The organism is Acidovorax sp. HMWF018 (assembly GCF_003061035.1).
Taxonomy (GTDB): domain Bacteria; phylum Pseudomonadota; class Gammaproteobacteria; order Burkholderiales; family Burkholderiaceae_C; genus Acidovorax; species Acidovorax delafieldii.
Genome location: NZ_QAIM01000682.1, coordinates 1 through 18,722 on the forward strand (window position 1 = coordinate 1; position 18,722 = coordinate 18,722).

22 protein-coding genes and 1 pseudogene are annotated in these 18,722 nt (G+C 67.0%); 17 read left to right on the forward strand and 6 right to left on the reverse strand.

The genetic code is table 11. The annotated features are described in order from the left end of the window. A partial coding sequence (locus DBR23_RS28880; protein WP_199227832.1) for a DUF4087 domain-containing protein occupies positions 1-404 on the forward strand: 404 nt, incomplete at its 5' end. Positions 405-532: 128 nt separating this feature from the next. Next, positions 533-961, forward strand: a complete 429-nt coding sequence (locus DBR23_RS28885; protein ID WP_108500328.1) for a hypothetical protein — start codon at positions 533-535, stop codon at positions 959-961. 364 nt (positions 962-1,325) lie between these two features. Here the strand turns inward: DBR23_RS28885 and DBR23_RS28895 are convergent, their stop codons facing one another. The 4 genes and pseudogenes from DBR23_RS28895 to DBR23_RS28910 form a co-directional block, all read right to left on the reverse strand. Beyond that, positions 1,326-1,583 carry a YkgJ family cysteine cluster protein gene (locus tag DBR23_RS28895; RefSeq protein ID WP_108500329.1) on the reverse strand — a complete coding sequence of 86 codons (258 nt, stop codon included), beginning with the start codon at positions 1,581-1,583 and terminating at the stop codon, positions 1,326-1,328. Between the two features lie 81 nt (positions 1,584-1,664). Beyond that, positions 1,665-2,276 carry an NADPH-dependent FMN reductase gene (locus tag DBR23_RS28900; RefSeq protein WP_108500341.1) on the reverse strand — a complete coding sequence of 204 codons (612 nt, stop codon included), beginning with the start codon at positions 2,274-2,276 and terminating at the stop codon, positions 1,665-1,667. Between the two features lie 174 nt (positions 2,277-2,450). Next, a pseudogene (locus DBR23_RS32400) lies at positions 2,451-3,077 on the reverse strand (anthrone oxygenase family protein); the annotation flags it as partial. Beyond that, positions 2,975-3,568 carry a Crp/Fnr family transcriptional regulator gene (locus tag DBR23_RS28910; RefSeq protein WP_233250812.1) on the reverse strand — a complete coding sequence of 198 codons (594 nt, stop codon included), beginning with the start codon at positions 3,566-3,568 and terminating at the stop codon, positions 2,975-2,977. The gene DBR23_RS28910 and the pseudogene DBR23_RS32400, both read right to left, overlap by 103 nt. Before the next feature lie 150 nt (positions 3,569-3,718). Here DBR23_RS28910 and mnmG point away from each other — a divergent pair, with 150 nt between their 5' ends. The 15 genes from mnmG to DBR23_RS28985 all read left to right on the forward strand — a co-directional run bounded on the left by mnmG (position 3,719) and on the right by DBR23_RS28985 (position 17,475). Continuing rightward, entirely contained in the window at positions 3,719-5,704 is a 1,986-nt protein-coding gene (mnmG, locus tag DBR23_RS28915) for a tRNA uridine-5-carboxymethylaminomethyl(34) synthesis enzyme MnmG (protein ID WP_108500330.1), read from the forward strand. Next, positions 5,701-6,384: a 16S rRNA (guanine(527)-N(7))-methyltransferase RsmG gene (rsmG, locus tag DBR23_RS28920; protein ID WP_108500331.1), complete on the forward strand. Its 684-nt coding sequence runs from the start codon at positions 5,701-5,703 to the stop codon at positions 6,382-6,384. Before mnmG ends, rsmG begins: the two co-directional genes overlap by 4 nt. Before the next feature lie 117 nt (positions 6,385-6,501). After that, positions 6,502-7,116: a LysE family transporter gene (locus DBR23_RS28925; RefSeq protein ID WP_056742455.1), complete on the forward strand. Its 615-nt coding sequence runs from the start codon at positions 6,502-6,504 to the stop codon at positions 7,114-7,116. Between the two features lie 24 nt (positions 7,117-7,140). Further along, positions 7,141-7,953 (forward strand): ParA family protein, encoded by an 813-nt coding sequence (locus DBR23_RS28930; RefSeq protein WP_108500332.1) that lies wholly within the window; start codon positions 7,141-7,143, stop codon positions 7,951-7,953. Between the two features lie 34 nt (positions 7,954-7,987). After that, positions 7,988-8,530 (forward strand): alpha/beta hydrolase, encoded by a 543-nt coding sequence (locus tag DBR23_RS28935; protein ID WP_056056975.1) that lies wholly within the window; start codon positions 7,988-7,990, stop codon positions 8,528-8,530. Continuing rightward, positions 8,527-8,796, forward strand: a complete 270-nt coding sequence (locus DBR23_RS28940; protein WP_108500333.1) for a hypothetical protein — start codon at positions 8,527-8,529, stop codon at positions 8,794-8,796. The genes DBR23_RS28935 and DBR23_RS28940 overlap by 4 nt, the downstream gene beginning before the upstream one ends. A gap of 25 nt (positions 8,797-8,821) precedes the next feature. Further along, a complete protein-coding gene (locus tag DBR23_RS28945; RefSeq protein WP_056056978.1) occupies positions 8,822-9,118 on the forward strand; it encodes a cupin domain-containing protein in 297 nt (98 codons plus the stop codon). Between the two features lie 42 nt (positions 9,119-9,160). Next, positions 9,161-10,078 carry a ParB/RepB/Spo0J family partition protein gene (locus DBR23_RS28950; protein WP_099731631.1) on the forward strand — a complete coding sequence of 306 codons (918 nt, stop codon included), beginning with the start codon at positions 9,161-9,163 and terminating at the stop codon, positions 10,076-10,078. Positions 10,079-10,315: 237 nt separating this feature from the next. After that, positions 10,316-11,671: a hypothetical protein gene (locus DBR23_RS28955; RefSeq protein ID WP_108500334.1), complete on the forward strand. Its 1,356-nt coding sequence runs from the start codon at positions 10,316-10,318 to the stop codon at positions 11,669-11,671. A 10-nt stretch (positions 11,672-11,681) separates the two neighbouring features. Then, positions 11,682-12,425 carry a class I SAM-dependent methyltransferase gene (locus DBR23_RS28960; RefSeq protein ID WP_056742442.1) on the forward strand — a complete coding sequence of 248 codons (744 nt, stop codon included), beginning with the start codon at positions 11,682-11,684 and terminating at the stop codon, positions 12,423-12,425. Between the two features lie 333 nt (positions 12,426-12,758). Further along, positions 12,759-14,297, forward strand: a complete 1,539-nt coding sequence (locus DBR23_RS28965) for a COG3014 family protein (RefSeq protein WP_108500335.1) — start codon at positions 12,759-12,761, stop codon at positions 14,295-14,297. Positions 14,298-14,332: 35 nt separating this feature from the next. Continuing rightward, positions 14,333-14,740, forward strand: a complete 408-nt coding sequence (locus tag DBR23_RS28970) for a YcfL family protein (protein ID WP_056056988.1) — start codon at positions 14,333-14,335, stop codon at positions 14,738-14,740. Positions 14,741-14,782: 42 nt separating this feature from the next. Further along, a complete protein-coding gene (gene lpoB / locus DBR23_RS28975) occupies positions 14,783-15,400 on the forward strand; it encodes a penicillin-binding protein activator LpoB (protein ID WP_056742439.1) in 618 nt (205 codons plus the stop codon). Between the two features lie 20 nt (positions 15,401-15,420). After that, entirely contained in the window at positions 15,421-16,383 is a 963-nt protein-coding gene (locus DBR23_RS28980; RefSeq protein ID WP_056056992.1) for a hypothetical protein, read from the forward strand. Between the two features lie 6 nt (positions 16,384-16,389). Then, positions 16,390-17,475: an alpha/beta fold hydrolase gene (locus DBR23_RS28985; protein WP_108500336.1), complete on the forward strand. Its 1,086-nt coding sequence runs from the start codon at positions 16,390-16,392 to the stop codon at positions 17,473-17,475. 11 nt (positions 17,476-17,486) lie between these two features. Here DBR23_RS28985 and DBR23_RS28990 read toward each other — a convergent pair whose 3' ends face one another. Both DBR23_RS28990 and DBR23_RS32105 read right to left on the reverse strand, forming a co-directional pair. Next, on the reverse strand, positions 17,487-18,122 hold the full coding sequence (locus DBR23_RS28990; RefSeq protein ID WP_099731626.1) for a flavin reductase family protein: 636 nt from the start codon (positions 18,120-18,122) through the stop codon (positions 17,487-17,489). A gap of 240 nt (positions 18,123-18,362) precedes the next feature. Beyond that, on the reverse strand, positions 18,363-18,722 hold a 360-nt coding region (locus tag DBR23_RS32105), incomplete at its 5' end, for an AraC family transcriptional regulator (protein ID WP_233250813.1).

Genomic DNA, 18,722 nt, shown 5'->3' on the forward strand with positions numbered 1-18,722 from the left:
CCACCCCACTGCGGCGCCACGCCCGCCACCTGGCGCTGGGCGCCGCGTCGCTGGCCTGCGCCGTGGCCGCCAGCGCCCAAAACACTGCTGTGCCATCGACCAGCCGCGCTGCCCCGCTGGAAAACCGCTGCGGCTGGTTCCACAACCCCACCCCCGGCAACGCCACCCTGACCGACCGCGATGGCGAGTGGGTGATCGCCACCCAGGGCGGCGCCAGCGCCGAGGGCGACTGGCCCGTGTTCACCGACGCGCAATGGACAAAGACCAACGGCCACTACGGCCACGGCTGCGCCTGCATGAAGGTGGTGGTGGACCGCCGCGAGCAGCGGGTGCTGCGCATCGCCTCGGCCACGGCCAAGCCGCTGAAGGCGTGCCGGGAGGATCGGGCGTTGGCGAGGCCGTGAGCTTGCTTGGAGAGCGGTGTAGTTATGCCCGGGCGGCGTCGGATTGGGCAAAGAGCCTCGTGGCGCAAGTCTTGTATCGTCGCGCGAGCCCAAGACCCTTGGGTGCCATTCAGAGAAGTCCCGTTGCTATGCTTTTCCGTGCCTTGATCCTGCTGGAGTTCGTGCTCGTGGTGCTGCCGTTGTCCATGACTTGGCTTCTTGGGGCCTGGCTGATGGTGGTGGCACCGCTTCTTCGTTGGAGCCCTTCCACATCGCTGGTGGGCTTAGTCCTAGTTTTTCTTTGGATGACGGCGTGCGGTGCAGGACTGGTGGCGTTGTGGGCGTTGTTCTTTCGACATGTTCGGTATGCCACCTCGGGTGTTCCGTTGGCAGTCAAGGTCTGTGCGGGGTTGGGTTTGATTGGTTGGTTGCTCCTCACTGTGCCGCAGGCGCTTGATGCTGTGAGACTGGGTCAGTCAGCCCCGGTATTGCTGGCTGGCATCACGGTCGTGCTCTTGATTCCAGTGGGCCTGTTGTGGCAATTTCACTGGTTGATTGCCCGGCAGAGACGCTTCTAGTCTGCTGCGGCAGTGGTCGCTGAAGGCTGCTGCAAGGGAGCGATGCCAAGGTGCAGTCTGTCGGTGGTCAGGTGGTGGTGCCCCACTCGGAGTTTGGCAACGGCTTCGGCTTTTTTGCCCACTTTGCGGACACCGAGGGAAACAAGGTGGGGCTGCACTCGATGCAATAGAGGCCTCGCCAGCAATTGCAGGCGTCCGCTGGCGCTGGCGCCTGGTGGTGATTTTCGGCGATTGCTATCGCTTGTATAGCTATCAGGGCTTGATCAGAGCGCGGAAGCGGGTGTTTTGGATTGTGTTCTGCCCGCGTTTCAATACAGCCAGGCCTCCAACAGGTTCATTGCGCCTGTCCGGCCCTGCGCTTGCGTCATTGCGGGGCCGTTAACCGCTCCAGCTGCGCCAGGTAGAACAGGGCCTGCTCTGCGCTCGGGCCGCACATTTCAGTGGATGGCATCAACCCGCCGCACACCGCCGGGCGCTCGGGCTGCCCAAAAATGCGGCAGCGCGCATCGTCCCCCAGCTGGATGCAGCGCACCCCCGCCGGTTTGCCCTGGGGCATGCCCGGGATGGGCGAGCTGATGGAGGGGGCGGTGCAGCAGGCGCCGCAGCCGGGGCGGCATTCCATGGGTGTGTTGCTCTTTTTTGTATAGCTGTCAGGGCATACGGGGCGCGCGCAAGGGCTTGTTTTGGCCTTTGTTTTTTGCGCTCACTGGCCCGTGGCGGCCGCAGCATTCAGCCGGGCGGATGCCCACAGCACCTGGTCCACCACGGCGCGCACGCGGTCGCGGTGGGCTTGCTGGATGAGGGCGCCGCTGTCGTCAAACGCGCTGCCTGCCGAACCCAGTGCAAACGCCTTGGGCGCGAGCCAGCATTCGGCGTTGATCAGCAGGGGCGCCAGATGGCTTTGCGAGCGCAGGCCGCCCAGGGCGCCGGGCGAGGCGCTGAGCATGCCCACGACCTTGCCGCGAAAGCTCTTGCCGCCGTCCTGCCAGTCGGGGTTGCCTTTGACGGGGTTGGAGGCCCAGTCGATGGTGTTCTTGAGCAGGGCGGTGTAGCTGCCGTTGTATTCGGGCGAGCAGATCACCCAGGCGGGGTGCTGCCACAGGATTTCCTTCAGACGGATCACATCGGCGGGCGTGCCCTGGGCTTCGAGGTCGGCGTTGTACAGCGGGATGTCGAACTCGGACAGCTCCAGCAGCGTGACGCTGGCACCCGCATCGCGCGCGATGGCGGCGGTGGCGTGGGCCAGTTTGCGGTTGAACGATTGCTGGCGTGTGCTGCCGGCAAAGACGAGGAGGGAGGGGATGGTGTTGGGCATGGTGCCTGCGATTGAATCACAGGCGGGCGGCAGGAATCCTGCAAGCGGGGAGCGCGTTGCGGTTTTTTGGCTCGGTGCTGTGGGATGACGGTGGCCACCGCTCACCACGTCAGCCGGCATGCGGCGACCGGCCAGGCGCCCCACCAGCGTGCCCAGCGCCGCCGCAAAACACCCCAGGCTGAGCCAGGCCCGCCACAGGTTGGCGGCATTCCACTGGTCACGCACTTTGGCCCAGTCGGCGGGCAGGGCCTGGGGGTTCCAGGCTTCGGTGGTGTGGTTGAGCGGCAGGTTGACCTGCTGGGTGAAGAACACGATGCCCAGCAGGTAGGCCGCGCCGACCGGGGCCAGCAGGCGCCACCACAGCGTGCGGTGTTCACGCCAGGCCATGGCTATCGTCAGCGCACACCACAAGGGTGGGCCAAAGAACAGCACAAAGAACAGGGCGTGCCGCACGTTGCGGTTGAAGGCGGACTGCACCGTGGCATAGGTCGCGCCGTCCATCTGCAGCAGGGCCAGGTTGACGTTGGCGCTGTAGGTGCCGAAGAACCCGGCCATGAGGCCCAGCCACAACACGGCAAGGGTGTGGGGCAAGAGGGAGAGGTGCAGGGGCGGTGTGTTGTGGGCGTGTGGGTGGAGGGTCATGGCCGGGACTGGTGGGAGCGATTCCCGCACTCTGCCGAAGGCCCGCGCCCCCCGCCTTATCCTTTGATAAGCCCCATCTCGCTGCGCAGGCGCGACAGCGAGACGTCGGTCACGCCGAGGTACGACGCCAGGTGCTTGAGGGCGATCCGCTCGGCCCATTGCGGGTGTTGCTCCAGCAAGCGGGTGTAGCGCTGGCGGGCGCTGAGTTGCAGAAATTCCTGCTCGCGCTGCATCTTGCCGTCGAGCAGCGCGCAGAGTACCCGGTGCTCCAGGGCGGTCCACGGTGCCCAGCCTGCGCCGGGCAGTGGGTCGCTGGGATGGAGGGGCAGCGCCCACACCACGCTGTCTTCCAATGGTTCCACGTGAAACATCACCGGCTGCTGGCGCAATGTGGGGGTGATGGGCCAACACAGGGCGCCGTCCAGAAAGAAGTTCTTGTTGGACTCGGCCCCGTCGCGGTCCAGGTAGTACAGCCGCAGCGCGCCGCGCTCCACCCACCACAGGTGTCGCCAGTGTTCGCCGGCTCGCAGCAGGGGCTGGCCGCGCTCCAGCAAGCGCCGTTCGGCGCGTACCCACCAGGTCTCCACGGCCGGAGGCGGAGCGCCCAGCAACTCGGTCAGGAAGAGGGTGAGGGGGCTGGAAACAGACACGGCCTGCGCAAAGTGGGAAAATCGCGGGTTGCCTGCTGGGGCACCGGGTGCGCCCGCCACCAGCAGGGCCGGTGTGCGGCGCCCTCTGTAGGGTGCCCGCGTGCACCGGGTGTTTTGATTATCGGGCCCGCCGGGCCCCGGAGTGTCCCCATGTTGTATCCCCAGGAATTTGATGTGATCGTTGTCGGCGGTGGCCATGCAGGCACCGAGGCCGCGCTGGCCGCTGCCCGTATGGGCAGCAAAACGCTGCTGCTGACCCACAACATCGAGACCCTGGGGCAGATGAGCTGCAACCCGAGCATTGGGGGCATCGGCAAGGGCCACCTGGTGAAAGAGGTGGATGCGCTGGGTGGCGCCATGGCCCTGGCCACGGACGAGGGCGGCATCCAGTTTCGCATTCTCAACAGCTCCAAGGGCCCTGCGGTGCGCGCCACGCGGGCGCAGGCCGACCGCATTCTGTACAAGGCCGCCATCCGCCGCATGCTGGAGAACCAGCCCAACCTGTGGCTGTTCCAGCAGGCTGTGGACGACCTGATGGTGGAGGGCGACCGCGTGGTGGGCGCCGTGACGCAGGTGGGCATCCGCTTCCGCAGCCGCACCGTGGTGCTGACGGCGGGCACCTTTCTGGACGGCAAGATCCATGTGGGCCTGAACAACTACGCGGCGGGCAGGGCGGGCGACCCGCCTGCGGTGTCGCTGTCGGCACGCCTCAAGGAGCTGAAGCTGCCCCAGGGGCGCCTGAAGACCGGCACGCCGCCCCGCATCGACGGGCGCAGCATCGACTTCTCGAAGTGCACCGAGCAGCCCGGCGACGGCATGCCCGGTGGCGTGAACGAGGGCACGGTGCCCGTGTTCAGCTTCATGGGCAATGCACAGATGCACCCGCGCCAAGTGCCCTGCTGGATCACCCACACCAACGAACGCACGCACGAGATCATCCGCAGCGGCTTCGACCGCAGCCCCATGTTCACCGGCAAGATCGAGGGCGTGGGCCCGCGCTACTGCCCGAGTGTGGAAGACAAGATCAACCGCTTTGCGGACAAGGACAGCCACCAGATCTTTCTGGAGCCCGAAGGCCTGACCACGCACGAGTTCTACCCCAACGGCATCAGCACCAGCCTGCCGTTCGACATCCAGTACGACCTGGTGCGCAGCATGCCGGGGCTGGAGAACGCGCACATCCTGCGCCCCGGCTACGCCATCGAATACGACTACTTCGACCCGCGCTCGCTCAAGAGCAGTTTCGAGACCCGCCAGATCCAGGGCCTGTTCTTCGCCGGGCAGATCAACGGCACCACCGGTTATGAAGAGGCGGCGGCCCAGGGCCTGTTCGCAGGCATCAACGCCGCCCTGCAGTGCCGGGGCGACGCGCCCTGGCTGCCTGGCCGCGACAAGGCCTACCTGGGCGTGCTGGTGGACGACCTGATCACCAAGGGCGTGACCGAGCCCTACCGCATGTTCACCAGCCGGGCCGAGTTCCGCCTGCAGCTGCGCGAGGACAATGCGGACATGCGCCTGACGGAAGTGGGGCGCCAGATGGGTCTGGTGGACGATGCGCGCTGGGACGCTTTCAGCCGCAAGCGCGATGCGGTTTCACGTGAAACAGAGCGCCTCAAAGCTACATGGGTGAACCCGCGCAACCTGCCCGCGGCGGAATCCGAGCGCGTGCTGGGCAAGAGCATCGAGCACGAGTACAACCTGTTCGAACTGCTGCGCCGCCCCGATGTGAGCTACGCCAACCTGGTATCGATGGACGGCGGCAAGTACGCATCGGCCGATGTTTCACGTGAAACCCTGGGTGACCTGAGGGACCCTGTGCTGGAGCAGGTGGAGATTGCCGCCAAGTACGCAGGCTACATCGACCGCCAGAAGGGTGAGGTGGAGCGCGCTGCCCACTTCGAGAAGCTGCGCTTGCCGCCCGACCTGGACTACATGCAGGTCACCGCGCTGAGCATCGAGGCGCGCCAAGTGCTCACCCGTCACCGGCCCGAGACCCTGGGCCATGCCTCGCGCATCACGGGCATTACGCCTGCGTCGATCTCGCTGCTGATGGTGCATCTGAAGAAGGGTGGGTTCAAGGAGTTCGCCGTGGCACCCGCCATGCCATCCAAGGCAGAAGGCGAAGTGGCGGCATGACGATGGCGGTGAACAACAACCACGACAGCCTGCGCCAACAATTGCAAGCCGGGGTCGACGCTCTGGCGCTGGGCCTGAGCGATGCGCAGGTTTCCCTGTTGATGGATTTCCTGGCGCTGCTGCAAAAGTGGAACAAGGTCTACAACCTGACCGCCGTGCGTGACCCGCAGGAGATGATGACGCACCACCTGCTGGACAGCCTGGCTGCCGTGGCGCCGCTGCGGCGGCATGTGGCGGGCCTGCAGCAGGATGGGGTGGCGGCGGTGAAGCTGCTGGATGTCGGATCGGGAGGCGGGCTGCCCGGTGTGGTGTTTGCCATCTGCTGCCCGGATGTGGATGTGAGTTGCGTGGACACCGTGGGCAAGAAGGCGGCGTTCATCCAGCAGGCGGCGGTGGCGCTCAAGCTGCGCAACCTGCATGGCGTGCACGCGCGGGTCGAGACGCTGACCACGCCGTTCGACATCATCAGCTGCCGCGCGTTTGCCTCGTTGCCAGACTTTGTGAACTGGTCCCGCAGCGCACTGGCTGCGCCCCACGGCGTATGGCTGGCCATGAAGGGCAAGCACCCCGAGGACGAAATCGCCGCTCTGCCTGCGGATGTGGCGGTGTTTCACGTGGAACAGCTCACGGTGCCGGGTCTGGACGCGGAGCGCTGCATCATTTGGATGAAGCCCGCCTGATGGCTCTGTCCTCAGTGCGCCGGCTTTTCGACGGGTGGGGCAGGGGGCTCGCGTAAACTCGGCTCCTCACCCGGGTGCATCTTTCGGTCGCACCCTCCCCGCGCACCAGGAGAAACCATGTTCGGCATCGCAGACTACGGCGCCTTTGTCGCCGCCATCGTGTTGTTCCTGCTCATTCCGGGCCCTGGCAATCTGGCGCTCATCACCTCAACCAGCAAGGGCGGTATTCGCGGCGGCATGGCGGCCACCATGGGCGTGATTGCGGGCGACCAGGTTCTGATGTGGGCGGCAGTGGCCGGTGTGGCTGCGTTGCTTGCCACCTACCCCACGGCCTTCCACGCGGTGCAGTGGCTGGGGGCCGCCTATCTGGCGTGGCTGGGTTTCAAGATGGTCACGGCCAAGCCGGGCGCCCAGCCCATCCTGAACATCGAGCCACGCCACTATTTCAAGCAGGCCGGGCTCATCACCTTGCTCAACCCCAAGGCCATCGTGTTCTACATGGCGTTCTTTCCGCTGTTCGTGGACCCGGCCCGGCACCAGGGCATGCTGACCTTTGGCGTGATGGCGGCCACGGTGGCCGCGTTGACGTTTCTCTATGGCCTGACGGCCGTGCTGCTCACGCACCACCTGGCCGAGCGCATGCGCGCCAACCCGCGCATCGGCCGCGTGCTGGAGAAAGTGGCAGGCGTCTTCCTGATCGGCTTTGGCATCAAGCTGGCCATCTCCAAATAACACCACACGAACTGCAGCACCCACATGGCCAAGATCTTTTGCGTTGCCAATCAAAAGGGTGGGGTGGGCAAGACCACCACCACCGTCAACCTCGCCGCTGGCCTGGCCAAGATCGGCCAGCGCGTGCTGATGGTGGACCTGGACCCGCAGGGCAACGCCACCATGGGCTCGGGGGTGGACAAGCGCAGTCTTCAGCTGTCGGTGTACGACGTGCTGCTCGAATCCGCCTCGGTGAAAGAGGCGGCCGTGCTGTCGGACAAATGTGGCTACTGGGTGCTGGGCGCCAACCGCGAACTGGCCGGGGCCGAGGTGGAACTGGTGGCGCTGGAGCACCGCGAAAAGCGCCTCAAATCTGCGCTGGCCGAGGCCGATGGTGACTATGACTTCGTGCTGATCGACTGCCCTCCGTCGCTGTCGATGCTCACCCTCAACGGCCTGTGCAGTGCCCACGGCGTGATCGTGCCCATGCAGTGCGAATACTTCGCGCTGGAAGGCCTGACCGACCTGGTCAACACCATCAAGCAGGTGCACGCCAACCTCAATGCCGACCTGCAGATCATCGGCCTGCTGCGCGTGATGTTCGACCCGCGCATCACGCTGCAGCAGCAGGTGAGCGACCAGCTCAAGGGCCACTTTGGCGACAAGGTGTTCAACAGCGTGATTCCGCGCAACGTGCGCCTGGCCGAGGCGCCCAGCTATGGCCTGCCCGGTGTGGTGTTTGACCCGGCCGCCAAGGGCAGCCAGGCTTTTGTGGAGTTTGCGCAGGAGATGGTCGAGCGCGTGCAAACCATGCCTCCAGCAGCCTCTTCGATGGCCAAAATGGCCGCAGGCGCTTGAAAAATATGCGGTAGCAGCTATTAATTTGATAGTAATGAAGGCCTCCAATATCCTGCTGCTGCCTGGCTGGCAGAACTCTGGCCCCGACCACTGGCAAAGCCGCTGGGAGGCCGCGCACGGCTACCAGCGCGTGGAGCAGCACGACTGGATGCGCCCGCTGCGCGGCGACTGGTCTGCGCGTCTGGAAGAGACCGTGGCCGATGCCGAGGGCCCCGTGCTGCTGGCGGCGCACAGCCTCGGTTGCATCCTCACCGCCTGGTGGGCGGCGCACACCCGCCACGCGGCCAAGGTGCGCGGCGCGCTGCTGGTGGCGCCGGGCGATGTGGAGCGGCCCGACCTGGCTGCGCAGATCCACGGCTGGGCGCCCATTGCGCGCCAGCCCCTGCCGTTTCCGGCCGTGCTGGTGGGCAGCCGCAACGACCCGTACTGCAGCTTCGAGCGCGCCGAAGGTCTGGCCCAGGCCTGGGGTGCGCGGTTTGTGGACTATGGCGAGCGCGGGCATATCAATGCCGAATCCGGGCTGGGTGACTGGGACGAGGGGCGCGGCTGGCTGATGCAGCTCGCCACTCCGGCATGAGCCGCTGGGCCTTTTGGCGCAAGCGTTCGCCGGTGATGGCGGACGGCGCTGTCCCTCCACCTCGGCGGGTCACGGCTGACTTCTACTGGCTTGGCGACGCCTTGCAGGTGGTGCTGGCCTGGCTGCTGCCCAGCAGCGCGGTGGTGGTGGGCGCGCTGGGGCAGTTCATGCTGGCCCTGGTGCTGCTGGCCATCGGGTTCGGTGTGTGGCTGCGCCTGTGGCGCAGTCGCAAGCGGCGCCGCGTGGCGAGCCGCTCTGCGCGTTGATGTTTTGAACCCTTGTTGCCGACCCATGACCAAGATCAGCCTGCCCGCCATTGCCGACCAACTGCCCCGCGCCTGGAACTCCACGGTGGTGGGCCAGGCTGCGGGCGCCAACGTCAAGGTGCTGCGCATGGACGACGCGGCCTATCCCGACGAATCGCACGACTTTGATGAAGCCCTGTTGGTGCTGGACGGCTGCATGCGCCTCGCCCTGCAAGGGCAGGTCACCGAGGTGAACGCGGGCGAGGTGTTCATCGTGCCCGCTGGCGTGCCCCACGCCGTGGCGCCCGGCAGCCACGGCACGCTGGTCATCATCGACCGCTGATTCTTCCCCCCTTTCCCTTTTTCCTTTCGCGAGACGCATTTCATGGTCACCAAAAAACCCAAGGGCCTCGGCCGAGGCCTGGAAGCCCTGCTGGGCCCCAAGGTCGAAGACAAAGTGGAGCAGGCCCAGGCCGCCGAAGCGGGCCTGCCCAGCAGCCTGCCGCTCTCCGAGCTGGTGCCGGGTGTGTACCAGCCGCGCACGCGCATGGACGAGGGCGCGCTGTACGAGCTGGCCGAGTCCATCAAGGTCCAGGGCGTCATGCAGCCTATCCTGGTGCGGCGCCTCGCGGGGGGTGAACACGCAGGTAAGTACGAAATCATTGCGGGCGAGCGGCGTTTTCGGGCCTCCCGCCTGGCGGGCCTGGCCGAGGTGCCGGTGCTGGTGCGCGATGTGCCGGACGAGTCGGCCGCCGCCATGGCGCTCATCGAAAACATCCAGCGGGAAGACCTCAACCCGCTGGAAGAAGCCCAGGGCCTGCAGCGCCTGGTCAAGGAGTTTGGCCTGACGCACGAGCTGGCTGCCCAGGCCGTGGGCCGCTCGCGCAGCGCCGCCAGCAACCTGCTGCGCCTGTTGAATCTGGCCGAGCCGGTGCAGACCATGCTGATGGCGGGCGACATCGACATGGGCCATGCGCGTGCGCTGCTGTCGCTGGACCGCGCCGCACAGATCACGGCCGGCAACCAGATCGCGGCCAAGAAGCTGTCGGTGCGCGAGGCCGAGGCGCTGGTCAAAAAGATTGGTGCCGAGTTCAGCCTGGTGCCGCAAAAGCCCCAGAAAGAAAAGTCGCGCGACTTGAAGCGCGTGGAAGAAGAGCTGTCGGACCTGCTGATGGCCGAGGTCGAGGTGCGCGTGAAAAAGCGCGTCAAGCGCAACGGCCGGGTGGAGGACATGGGCGAGCTGGCGATCCAGTTCGGGTCGCTGGAGGCGCTCAACGGGCTGATCGACCGCCTGCGCGGTTGACCCGCTCATCGCTTCGGGGCGCGGCGTTGTCGCCGCGCAAGATGGCGTGAAATAGCGCACAGAAACGGTTTCCACAAGTAACTTGCAGGGGCAAAATGCGTCCTTGCGGGGCCTACACTGCGCTGCGTTCAACACACCCGGGTTGACCGCAAGGCCTCTTCACAGGGCGGCGACGACGCTGCTTTGCGGCCCATGATGGTTTGCCGGGTGATCCACGTATCTCCTGGAGCAGACCCGATGACAACCCCTTTGCGCTACCTGACCCCCGCCTGCCTGGCCGCCGGCCTGTGCGTTGCCAGCCTGGGCGCCCAGGCCCAAAATACCAAAGCCCCCAAGGTGCAGCTGTGGATGGACCTGTCCACCGGCACCATGGCCGGCATGCCCGAGATGGACAGCCTGCCCGGTGGCGGCGGCATGCTCGGCGGCCTCATGGGGGGTATGGGCGGCGGCGCAGCGCCGGGCATGGGGGGCGGCAGCAACACGTCGTACGGCAACGCGCGCGCCATGTCCATCATGCCGCCACGCGTTATTGATATCGCTTTGCACAACAGCCTGCGCCCCGGCGTCGAGGCCAGCCAGTCCATCCCGCCCGGCATGCGCATGGGCGAGTCCCTGCCTCTGATCCCCCCGCGCGCCCAGCCCACCCAGACCGAGCCGGGCGAAGTGCCCCGTGAGTACCAGCAACAGCAGCCCAAGGGCCGCATCCTGCTGTACTGGGGCTGCGGTAGCGCGGTGCGTGCGGGCCAGCCCCGCGTGATCGATCTGGCACGTGCCAAGCCCTCCGACTACGCCCAGGCCTTCGCGGGCCGCGCCGTGCCGGACCGGGGCCCGCGCGTGGGCCCGGCCTATGCGCTGTACCCCAACGAACGCAACCAGGTCAGCCTGTCGCGGGACAGCTCGGTGGTGGGCGAGCACCAGGTGCGTGGCGACGGCGTGCCTGCCTCCATGAAATTTACCCTGGGCGCGGCGCAGGACCTGATGCCCGCCATCGACCTGCGCACCACCGGCAAGCCGCAGGACAGCATGGGTACCAGCTGGCAGCCCGTGCGCAATGCGCGTGCCTACTACCTGCATGCCATGTCACAGAGCGGGGACGACCTCATCATGTGGTCCAGCGCCGAGACGCCGGACACCGGCATGGGCCTGTTCGACTACCTCTCGCCCGCCACCATCGACCGCTGGCTCAAGGAGCGCGTGCTGCTGCAGCCCGAGACCACCCAATGCGCCATTCCGCAGGGCATCTTTGCGGGTGGCGGGCGCGATGCCACGCCCATGTTGCGCATGATGGCCTACGGTGGCGAGAGCCACATCGTGTACCCACCCCGCCCGGCCGACCCCAAGGCTGCGTGGGAGCCTGAATGGTCGGTGCGCGTGCGCGTGAAGTCGCACACCATGGCCATGCTGGGTGAAGAGATGCAGGGGCGCCGTGGTGGCATGGGCACGGCACCCGGCGCACCGTCGGGCGGCACAGGCGCTTACTCCAGTGGCATGGGCGGTGCACCCGCAGGCCAGCCACCTGCGGGCGACGGAGGCACGGACGCGGGCAACGTGGTCAACCCCGTCAATCTGCTGCGCGGCATTTTTGGCCGCTGAGAACGGAACCATGCTGGCCCTGCGCATGCCCTGGCCCCTGCCCGCACTGGCGGCGTGGGCGTGCGCGTGGCTGATCTTTGTGGCGCTGCAGCGCGCGGTTCCCCCGGTGGCCGCCTTGCTGGTGGCCTGCCTTCTTGGCACGGCTGCCAGTGTGCTGGGCGACAGCTGGTGGCGGCGCGGGCTGATTGCCGCCGGGTTCCCGTTGTCGCTGGCGCTGCTCGGGGCGGCCAGCCTGCCCACCTGGGCGTGGTTGGTGCCGCTCTCGCTGTTGCTGCTGGTCTACCCGCTCAATGCCTGGCGCGATGCGCCCCTGTTCCCCACGCCGCGCCACGCGTTGCAGTCTCTGGCCGTGCAGGCGCCGCTGCCTTTGGGTGCGCGGGTGCTCGACGCAGGCTGTGGCCTGGGCGATGGCCTCAAGGCCTTGCGCCATGCTTACCCTGCCGCCCAGCTCGACGGGCTGGAGTGGAGCTGGCCGCTGCGCCTGCTGTGCGCCCTGCGCTGCCCCTGGGCGCGGGTGCAGCGTGCCGACATGTGGAAGGCCGACTGGAGCGCCTACCAGATGGTGTACCTGTTCCAGCGGCCCGAGAGCATGGCCCGCGCGGCCGCCAAGGCCCAGGCCGAGCTGGCGACCGGCGCGTGGCTGGTGAGCCTGGAGTTTGCGGTGCCTGGCTGGCTGCCCAGCGCCCAGCTGCGCGCGCCCGGCGGGCGGGTGGTGTGGCTGTACCGCATGCCGCGCCAGCAGCAGGAGGGATGACATGCACACCATGCTCCCACTGTGCCGGTCCCTGTGTCCGTCTGTGTCACCGGCCCCACACGGTTACAGAAAAGATACAAGCTTTTGCTACATTGCGCGGCTGGCTACAACCCCATACACAACAACCAAGAAACTCACAGCCAGAGGGGGCCGCACACAGCACGTATCCGCGCCGGGAGGGGGCGCACGGGCTGCCAGCACCCGCCTTGACCGGACTTCCACCACGCACGTCGTATTCACAGCACCCTCCCTCTGGCGGGGCTGTTGCACGGCTGCGCGTGGTAAGCGCGGGGTGTTTCTGGTGAGCAACCGACCGATCTGCAAGGAGCATCCATGACCGCCCACCCACCCCGTTTCCGTCCGCGCCTGCTATGGGCCCTGGCACTTAGCGCGGCCCTCACCGGCTGCGCCACCATGCAGAGCCATGACAAGCTGGCCACCGACATGCAAACCGCGGGGCGCAGTGGCGGCATCCCCGCCGCGCTGGCCAGCCTGGAGAGCACGGCCAAGACCGAAGAAGAAAAAACGGCGCTGCTCTACAACATGGAACGCGGCGAACTGCTGCGCATGGACCGCCGCTACCCCGACAGCACCAACGCCTTCCTGCTGGCCGACAACAAGGTCAAGGAATGGGAAGAAACCGCCAAGACCAACCCCTCCAAGCTGATGGGCACCGTGGGCGCCGCCCTGGTGAGCGAGCGCCTGAAGGTCTATGAAGGCCAGGATTACGAAAAGGTATGGCTGACCACGCGCCTGGCGCTCAACCGCATGGCCGTGGGTGATTTTGAAAACGCCCGCGTGGACATCAAGCGCACCCACGAGCGCGAAGCCATCATTGCCGAGTTCCGTGCCAAGGAAACCCTGGCCGCTGAAGAAGAAGCCAAGTCCAAGGGCGCCACATCGGGTGGCAAGGAGCTGAATGGCTACCCCGTCGAGACCCTCAACGACCCCGAGGTGCTGGCGCTCAAGAACGGCTACTCCAACGCGCTGAGCCACTACCTGGCCGGCTTCCTGTACGAAATGCTCAACGAGCCCGGCCTGGCCGCGCCCGGCTACCGCAAGGCCATCGAGCTCAAGCCCGACACCCCCGTACTGGAGGAAGGCCTGCGCGGCCTGGACAACCGCACCGGCTTCACCTGGAAGCGCCGCCAGCGCATGACCGACGTGCTCTTCATCGTCGAAGCCGGCGACGCCCCCGCGCGCAAGCCCAAGGCCTTCACCATCCCCGTGCCCACCGGCCGGGGCCTGGTCACCGCCAGCATTTCGTACCCTGTGATCGAGCCTTCCAAGGACGCACCCCTGACGGTGGTGTCGGCCGCTGGCACCGACCTCAAGCTCGAAAAAGTGGTGGACGTGAACGTGATGGCCCGCCGTGCCCTCAAGGATGAAATGCCTGGCATGGTGCTGCGTGGCTTCACCCGCGCCGTGGCCAAGGGCGTGCTGCAGAACGAGCTGCAAAAGCGTGGCGGTCTGATCGGCGGCATCATCGGTGCCGCTGCCTCGGTGGCCACCGAGCAGGCTGACGACCGCCTGTGGCGCATGCTACCCGGCCGCGTGTATGTGGCCCGTGGCTACCTGCCCCCTGGCGAGCACACCGTCACCATCAATGGCCGCCAGTTGCCCCAGCCGATCAAGATCGACGGCCAGTACGCTCTGGTGCCCCTGCGCATGTACGACAACAGCGTGCTGATCGGCGACGTGGCCATGCTGGGCCAGCTGCCCACGGTGGCGGCCGCACCCCAGCCGGCTCCTGCCGCAGCAGCGGCCCCCGCGGCCCCGGTGCGCACCACCAACAACAACCGCGCCCGCACCGTGCCCTCGTCCACCGTCAAGCCCACGGCCGCCCAGCCTGCAGCGGCTGCCAAGAACTGACCCCTGTTTCTGACCCCATTCAAGGAGCCTCTGGCATGAGAACCCGTTTTGTCCCCGCCGCGATCCCTGCAGTGCTGTGCGCTGCCCTGATGACCCTGGCTGGCAACGCCAGCGCCCAGTTGCATGACCCCGCCACGCCGCTGGCCGTGGCGGCCAAGGTGGCGCTGCGAGGCGAGGCCAACAGCATCGCCGTGCGCGAGATGCGCATCGTGCGCAAGAACGACATCCTGGTGGTGCAGGCCGACATGGCCAACATGGGCCGCACCGACCGCACCGTGTTCTACCGCTTCAAGTGGCTGGACAACGTGGGCAACCAGGTGGGCGATGGCGAGTCCTGGAAGCAGATGAGCGTGCTGGGCCTGGGCCAGCAGACCGTCAAGAGCGTGGCGCCCACCAGCGCTGCCGTGGACCTGCGCCTGGAAATGAATGTGGAGCCGCGCTGATCGCGCCGCGCCAATCCCTGTTTGAGTGAGGAGTAAACCAACATGAACACCAAGAACCGCATCCAGCGCAGCGCGCTGATCCTGGCCTTTGCGGCCAGCACCCTGGCCTTGTCGGCCTGCCAGAACCTGTCGTCCCCCACCGTGCGTTTTGACCGCCAGGTCAACTACGGCGACGCCAAGGCCGTCGAGCTGGTGACCAACGAGTTCGGTTCCACCGACCTGCAGATGATTGCCGAGAAGATGACCGGCGGTTTGCTCGAAACCGGCATCTTCCAGGGCCGCCCCACGGTGACGATCTCCACCGTGAAGAACAAAACCAGCGAGTACATCGACACCACCAACGTGATGAACTCCATCCAGACCGCGCTGGTCAAGTCCGGCAAGGTGCGTTTTGTGCGCTCCATCAACGAGATGCAGGCCGGTGTGGACGAGCTGCAGCGCCAGAACCAGAGCGGCCTGTACAAGCAGGGCACCACCGCCAAGGTCGGTCAGATGACCGCCGCCAAGTACAGCATGGAAGGCGAGCTGACCAGCATCGTCAAGCAGAACAACAGCACCAAGGACGTGTACTACAAGTTCACGCTGAAGCTGTTTGATGTGCAGGAAGGCACGATCGAGTGGCAGGACGAAAAGGAAATCCGGAAGACCAGCAAGCGCTGATCTGCCCCAAGGAGCACACCATGCAACGCAGAATCACCCTCCACACGGCCCTGGCCGTGATCGCGGCCACCACGCTGGCCTGGGGCACGGGCGCGCAGGCGCAGCAGCCCGGCGCCGCGCCCAAGATCGCCGTGACCGACCTGGCCTATGCCCAGCGCGTGTCCGAATACTTCATGGCCGGCACCTACCAGCGCAGCAGCCAGATGAGCGCCCAGGGCAGCCAGGGCGGCAGCCACAGCCACGGCATGTACGGCGGCGGGGGCTCGTACTCCGGCCAGCAGTCCATGCAGGCGTCCGAGCAGGCCAGCGGCACCTATGTGGCCGGGCGCTACAGCTACATCGAGCAGCGCGAGCTGGGCGGCTACACCAACGACATCAAGGGCGCCATCCTGCAGGGCACGTACTTCCGTCTGGTGCAGGGCAAGGGCTTTGACGCCGGTAAGCCCCAGCCCAGCAAGGCCGAGCAGGTGCTCAACCAGGTGCAGGGCGGCAAGATGGCCACGCCCCAGGCACAGCCCCAGGTCAACGACGTGATCACCCGCATCAAGAAGGGCGAGTTCAACGGCGCCGACTACGTGCTGTTTGGCGTGGTGTCCAGCATCGAGTTCACCGACGCGCTCTCGCCCCTGCAGGGCACCACCAGCGCCACGCGTCAGTACGGCCTGCAGCTCCTGGCCGACTTCTCGCTCATCAACACCAAGACCTACGAGATCAAGGCCGCGTTCTCCGCCCAGGGCGAAGGCAACGACACCAAGATCCTGTCGATCCGTGGCGACATTGCGCCCCCCAACCGGGCCAAGGTGATGCGCGAAACCTCGCTGTCGCTGGCGCAGGACGTGTACCAGCAGCTCGCGGTGCAACTGGGCTACACCGACGCCAACTTGGCGCGCGGCGTGCGCCCACCGGTGGTTTACCAACAAGGCGGCCAGCCCATGCCCGTGCCGCAGCCCCAGCAGCCCGAGCAGGTGCTGATCCTCAAGTAAGCCGCCGTGCGTCCCACCGTGCACCCGCAGCCCTCGCGGGCCCCGGCCCGTGCGGTGCCTGCCCTGCCCAAGGCCAGCCCTGTGCTGGCCTTTTTTGCGTCTGCCGCCCTGACCTTGACGCTGGCTGGTTGCGTGGCCCCACACGCACATGGGAGTGCGAGTGCAGCACAGCCGAACCCTGCGATGCCCGCCATAGAACAGGGCCCCCCGCCAGGCGCTGGGTTCCTCCAGCGGGCCTTGCCGGGTGCGAGCGGCGCCGTGCTCCAGACCCTGCAGCGCGCGGAGCGCACCGCGCCGCTGCGTTACCGCGTGATCGTCATCCCCGGCTCGGGCTGCGCGGGCATGGGTCCCATCGCGGACCGTTACTTTGCCGGCCTGCTGCACGCGCAGGTGCTGGTGCTGCACAAGCCCGGGGTCGATCCCCAGTCACAGACAAAGCCCGCCGACTGCCCCCACCCATTTGTGCTGCAAGACCGCCACTCCACCTGGTTCGCCCAGGCGCGCGCGGCGCTGCTTGCAGATGCACTGCAGCTCCAGGGCCAGCCCGCCGTGCCGCAGCTGCTCGTGGGTATCTCTGAAGGGGCTGAGCTGCTGCCCGCGCTGGCCCCTGAGGTGCCGCATCTGGCTGGTCTGGTACTCATTGGGGCCAGCGGCCTGGACCCCCAGGAGGCAGGGGCACTGCAAGCCCGCCGCATGGGTGCAGAGGGCGACTGGACCGCGCTGGGGCAGCTCGTGGCAGGGGCCCCCCACGACAGCGTGGTAGTGCAAGGGCGCAGCCTGGGTTATTGGCGCGACCTGTGGCACTGGCCAGTGGCGCAGCCGCTCATCGACAGCCCCTGGCCAGTGTTACAGGTGTGGGGGGCTGAAGATGTGCTGGTGCCTGCGCAGGCCTACGAACGGTTTGCGAAACGGGCGGCGCCGCGTTCACCTGCCGGTTGGTGCGTACGCCGACTCCCGGGGGCAGACCATGGTCTGCAACAGCGGGTGGCAGACGGCGAGCACCCGGCAGATGGCGTGCAGCGCGTCTGGGCCTGGCTGGAACAATGGGCACGCGCCCCCCAGGGCGGGCTGTGCGCCCCGCTGCAGCGCTGAGCGCCTGGAACTCAACGGGGCCGATACATCCTGAACAGCTGCTCCGGCCCCACAGTGAAATAGTCCGCCGGCCCGCCGCCGCGCAGGATGTGCCCCGCGTTCGCGGTGTCGTACACGCCGTCCTTCAGCAGCGCCTGATCGATGTGCACGGCCACCACCTCGCCCAGCACCAGCCAGGTGTCCACCTGGGCCCCGTCCACCCCCTGCAGCTGCAGGATCTGCGTGCTGCGGCATTCAAAGGTGACCGGGCTTTCGGCCACGCGCGGGGGGCGCACGCGGGTGGAGGGCAGGGGGGTCAGACCGGTCAGGTCGAACTCGCTCACTTCAGGTGGCACGGCGGCGCAGCTCTGGTTCATCACCTCGGCCAGGTCGCGGGTGGCCAGGTTCCACACAAACTCGCCCGTGGCCTGCACGTTGCGTACGGTGTCCTTGTAGCCAATGCTGGCAAAGCCCACGATGGGGGGCACGTAGTTGAAGGCGTTGAAAAAGCTGTAGGGCGCGAGGTTGGTCGCGCCCGTGGCGCTTTGCGTGGAGATCCAGCCGATGGGGCGGGGTCCCACGATGGCATTGAACGGGTCGTGCGGCAGGCCGTGGCCCAGGCGGGGTTCGTAGCTGTGGAAGGTGCGTGGGGGCTGTGGAGTGGTCATGGGGCTCGGCAGAGTCGGAGCGAACAAGCGGACACCTTAGCGGCAGACGCGGCGCGCTGCAGTCATCGGGATATCTGGTCGCTCACTTTTTCATAGCTGTCCGGGCATATGGTTCTAGCGCACAGGAGCAACAGGAGGCAGATATCGGCCCATAGAGCTCCCGTACACCCTGGCTAAGGCCCCGTAAGGCATGGTCATGCCGTAACGCCCGGCAGCCTCGGTTGCGCGCACCGCACGGGGCTATGGGACCACGGCTGCCGGCTGCTGCTGCCCCAAAAACCGTCCCGGCGGCTGCCCCACCGACTTGCGCACCATGGCGCTGAAGGCGCTCGCGCTGTAGCCCAGCTCGGCGGCGATCTGGCCCATGGGCATGCGGCCGGCGGCCAGCGACACGGCCTTGGCCAGGATCACCTGCTGGCGCCATTGGGTGAAGGTGCTGCCCAGTTCCGAGCGGAACAGGCGTGCCACGGTGCGGGGGCTGGCGCCCGTGTCCTGCGCCCAGTCGGCCAGGGTGTCGTGGCGCGTGGGGTCGGCCAGCACGGCCTCGCACAGGTGGCGCAGGCGCTTGTCCTGGGGCAGGTCCACGCCCAGCTTCACGGC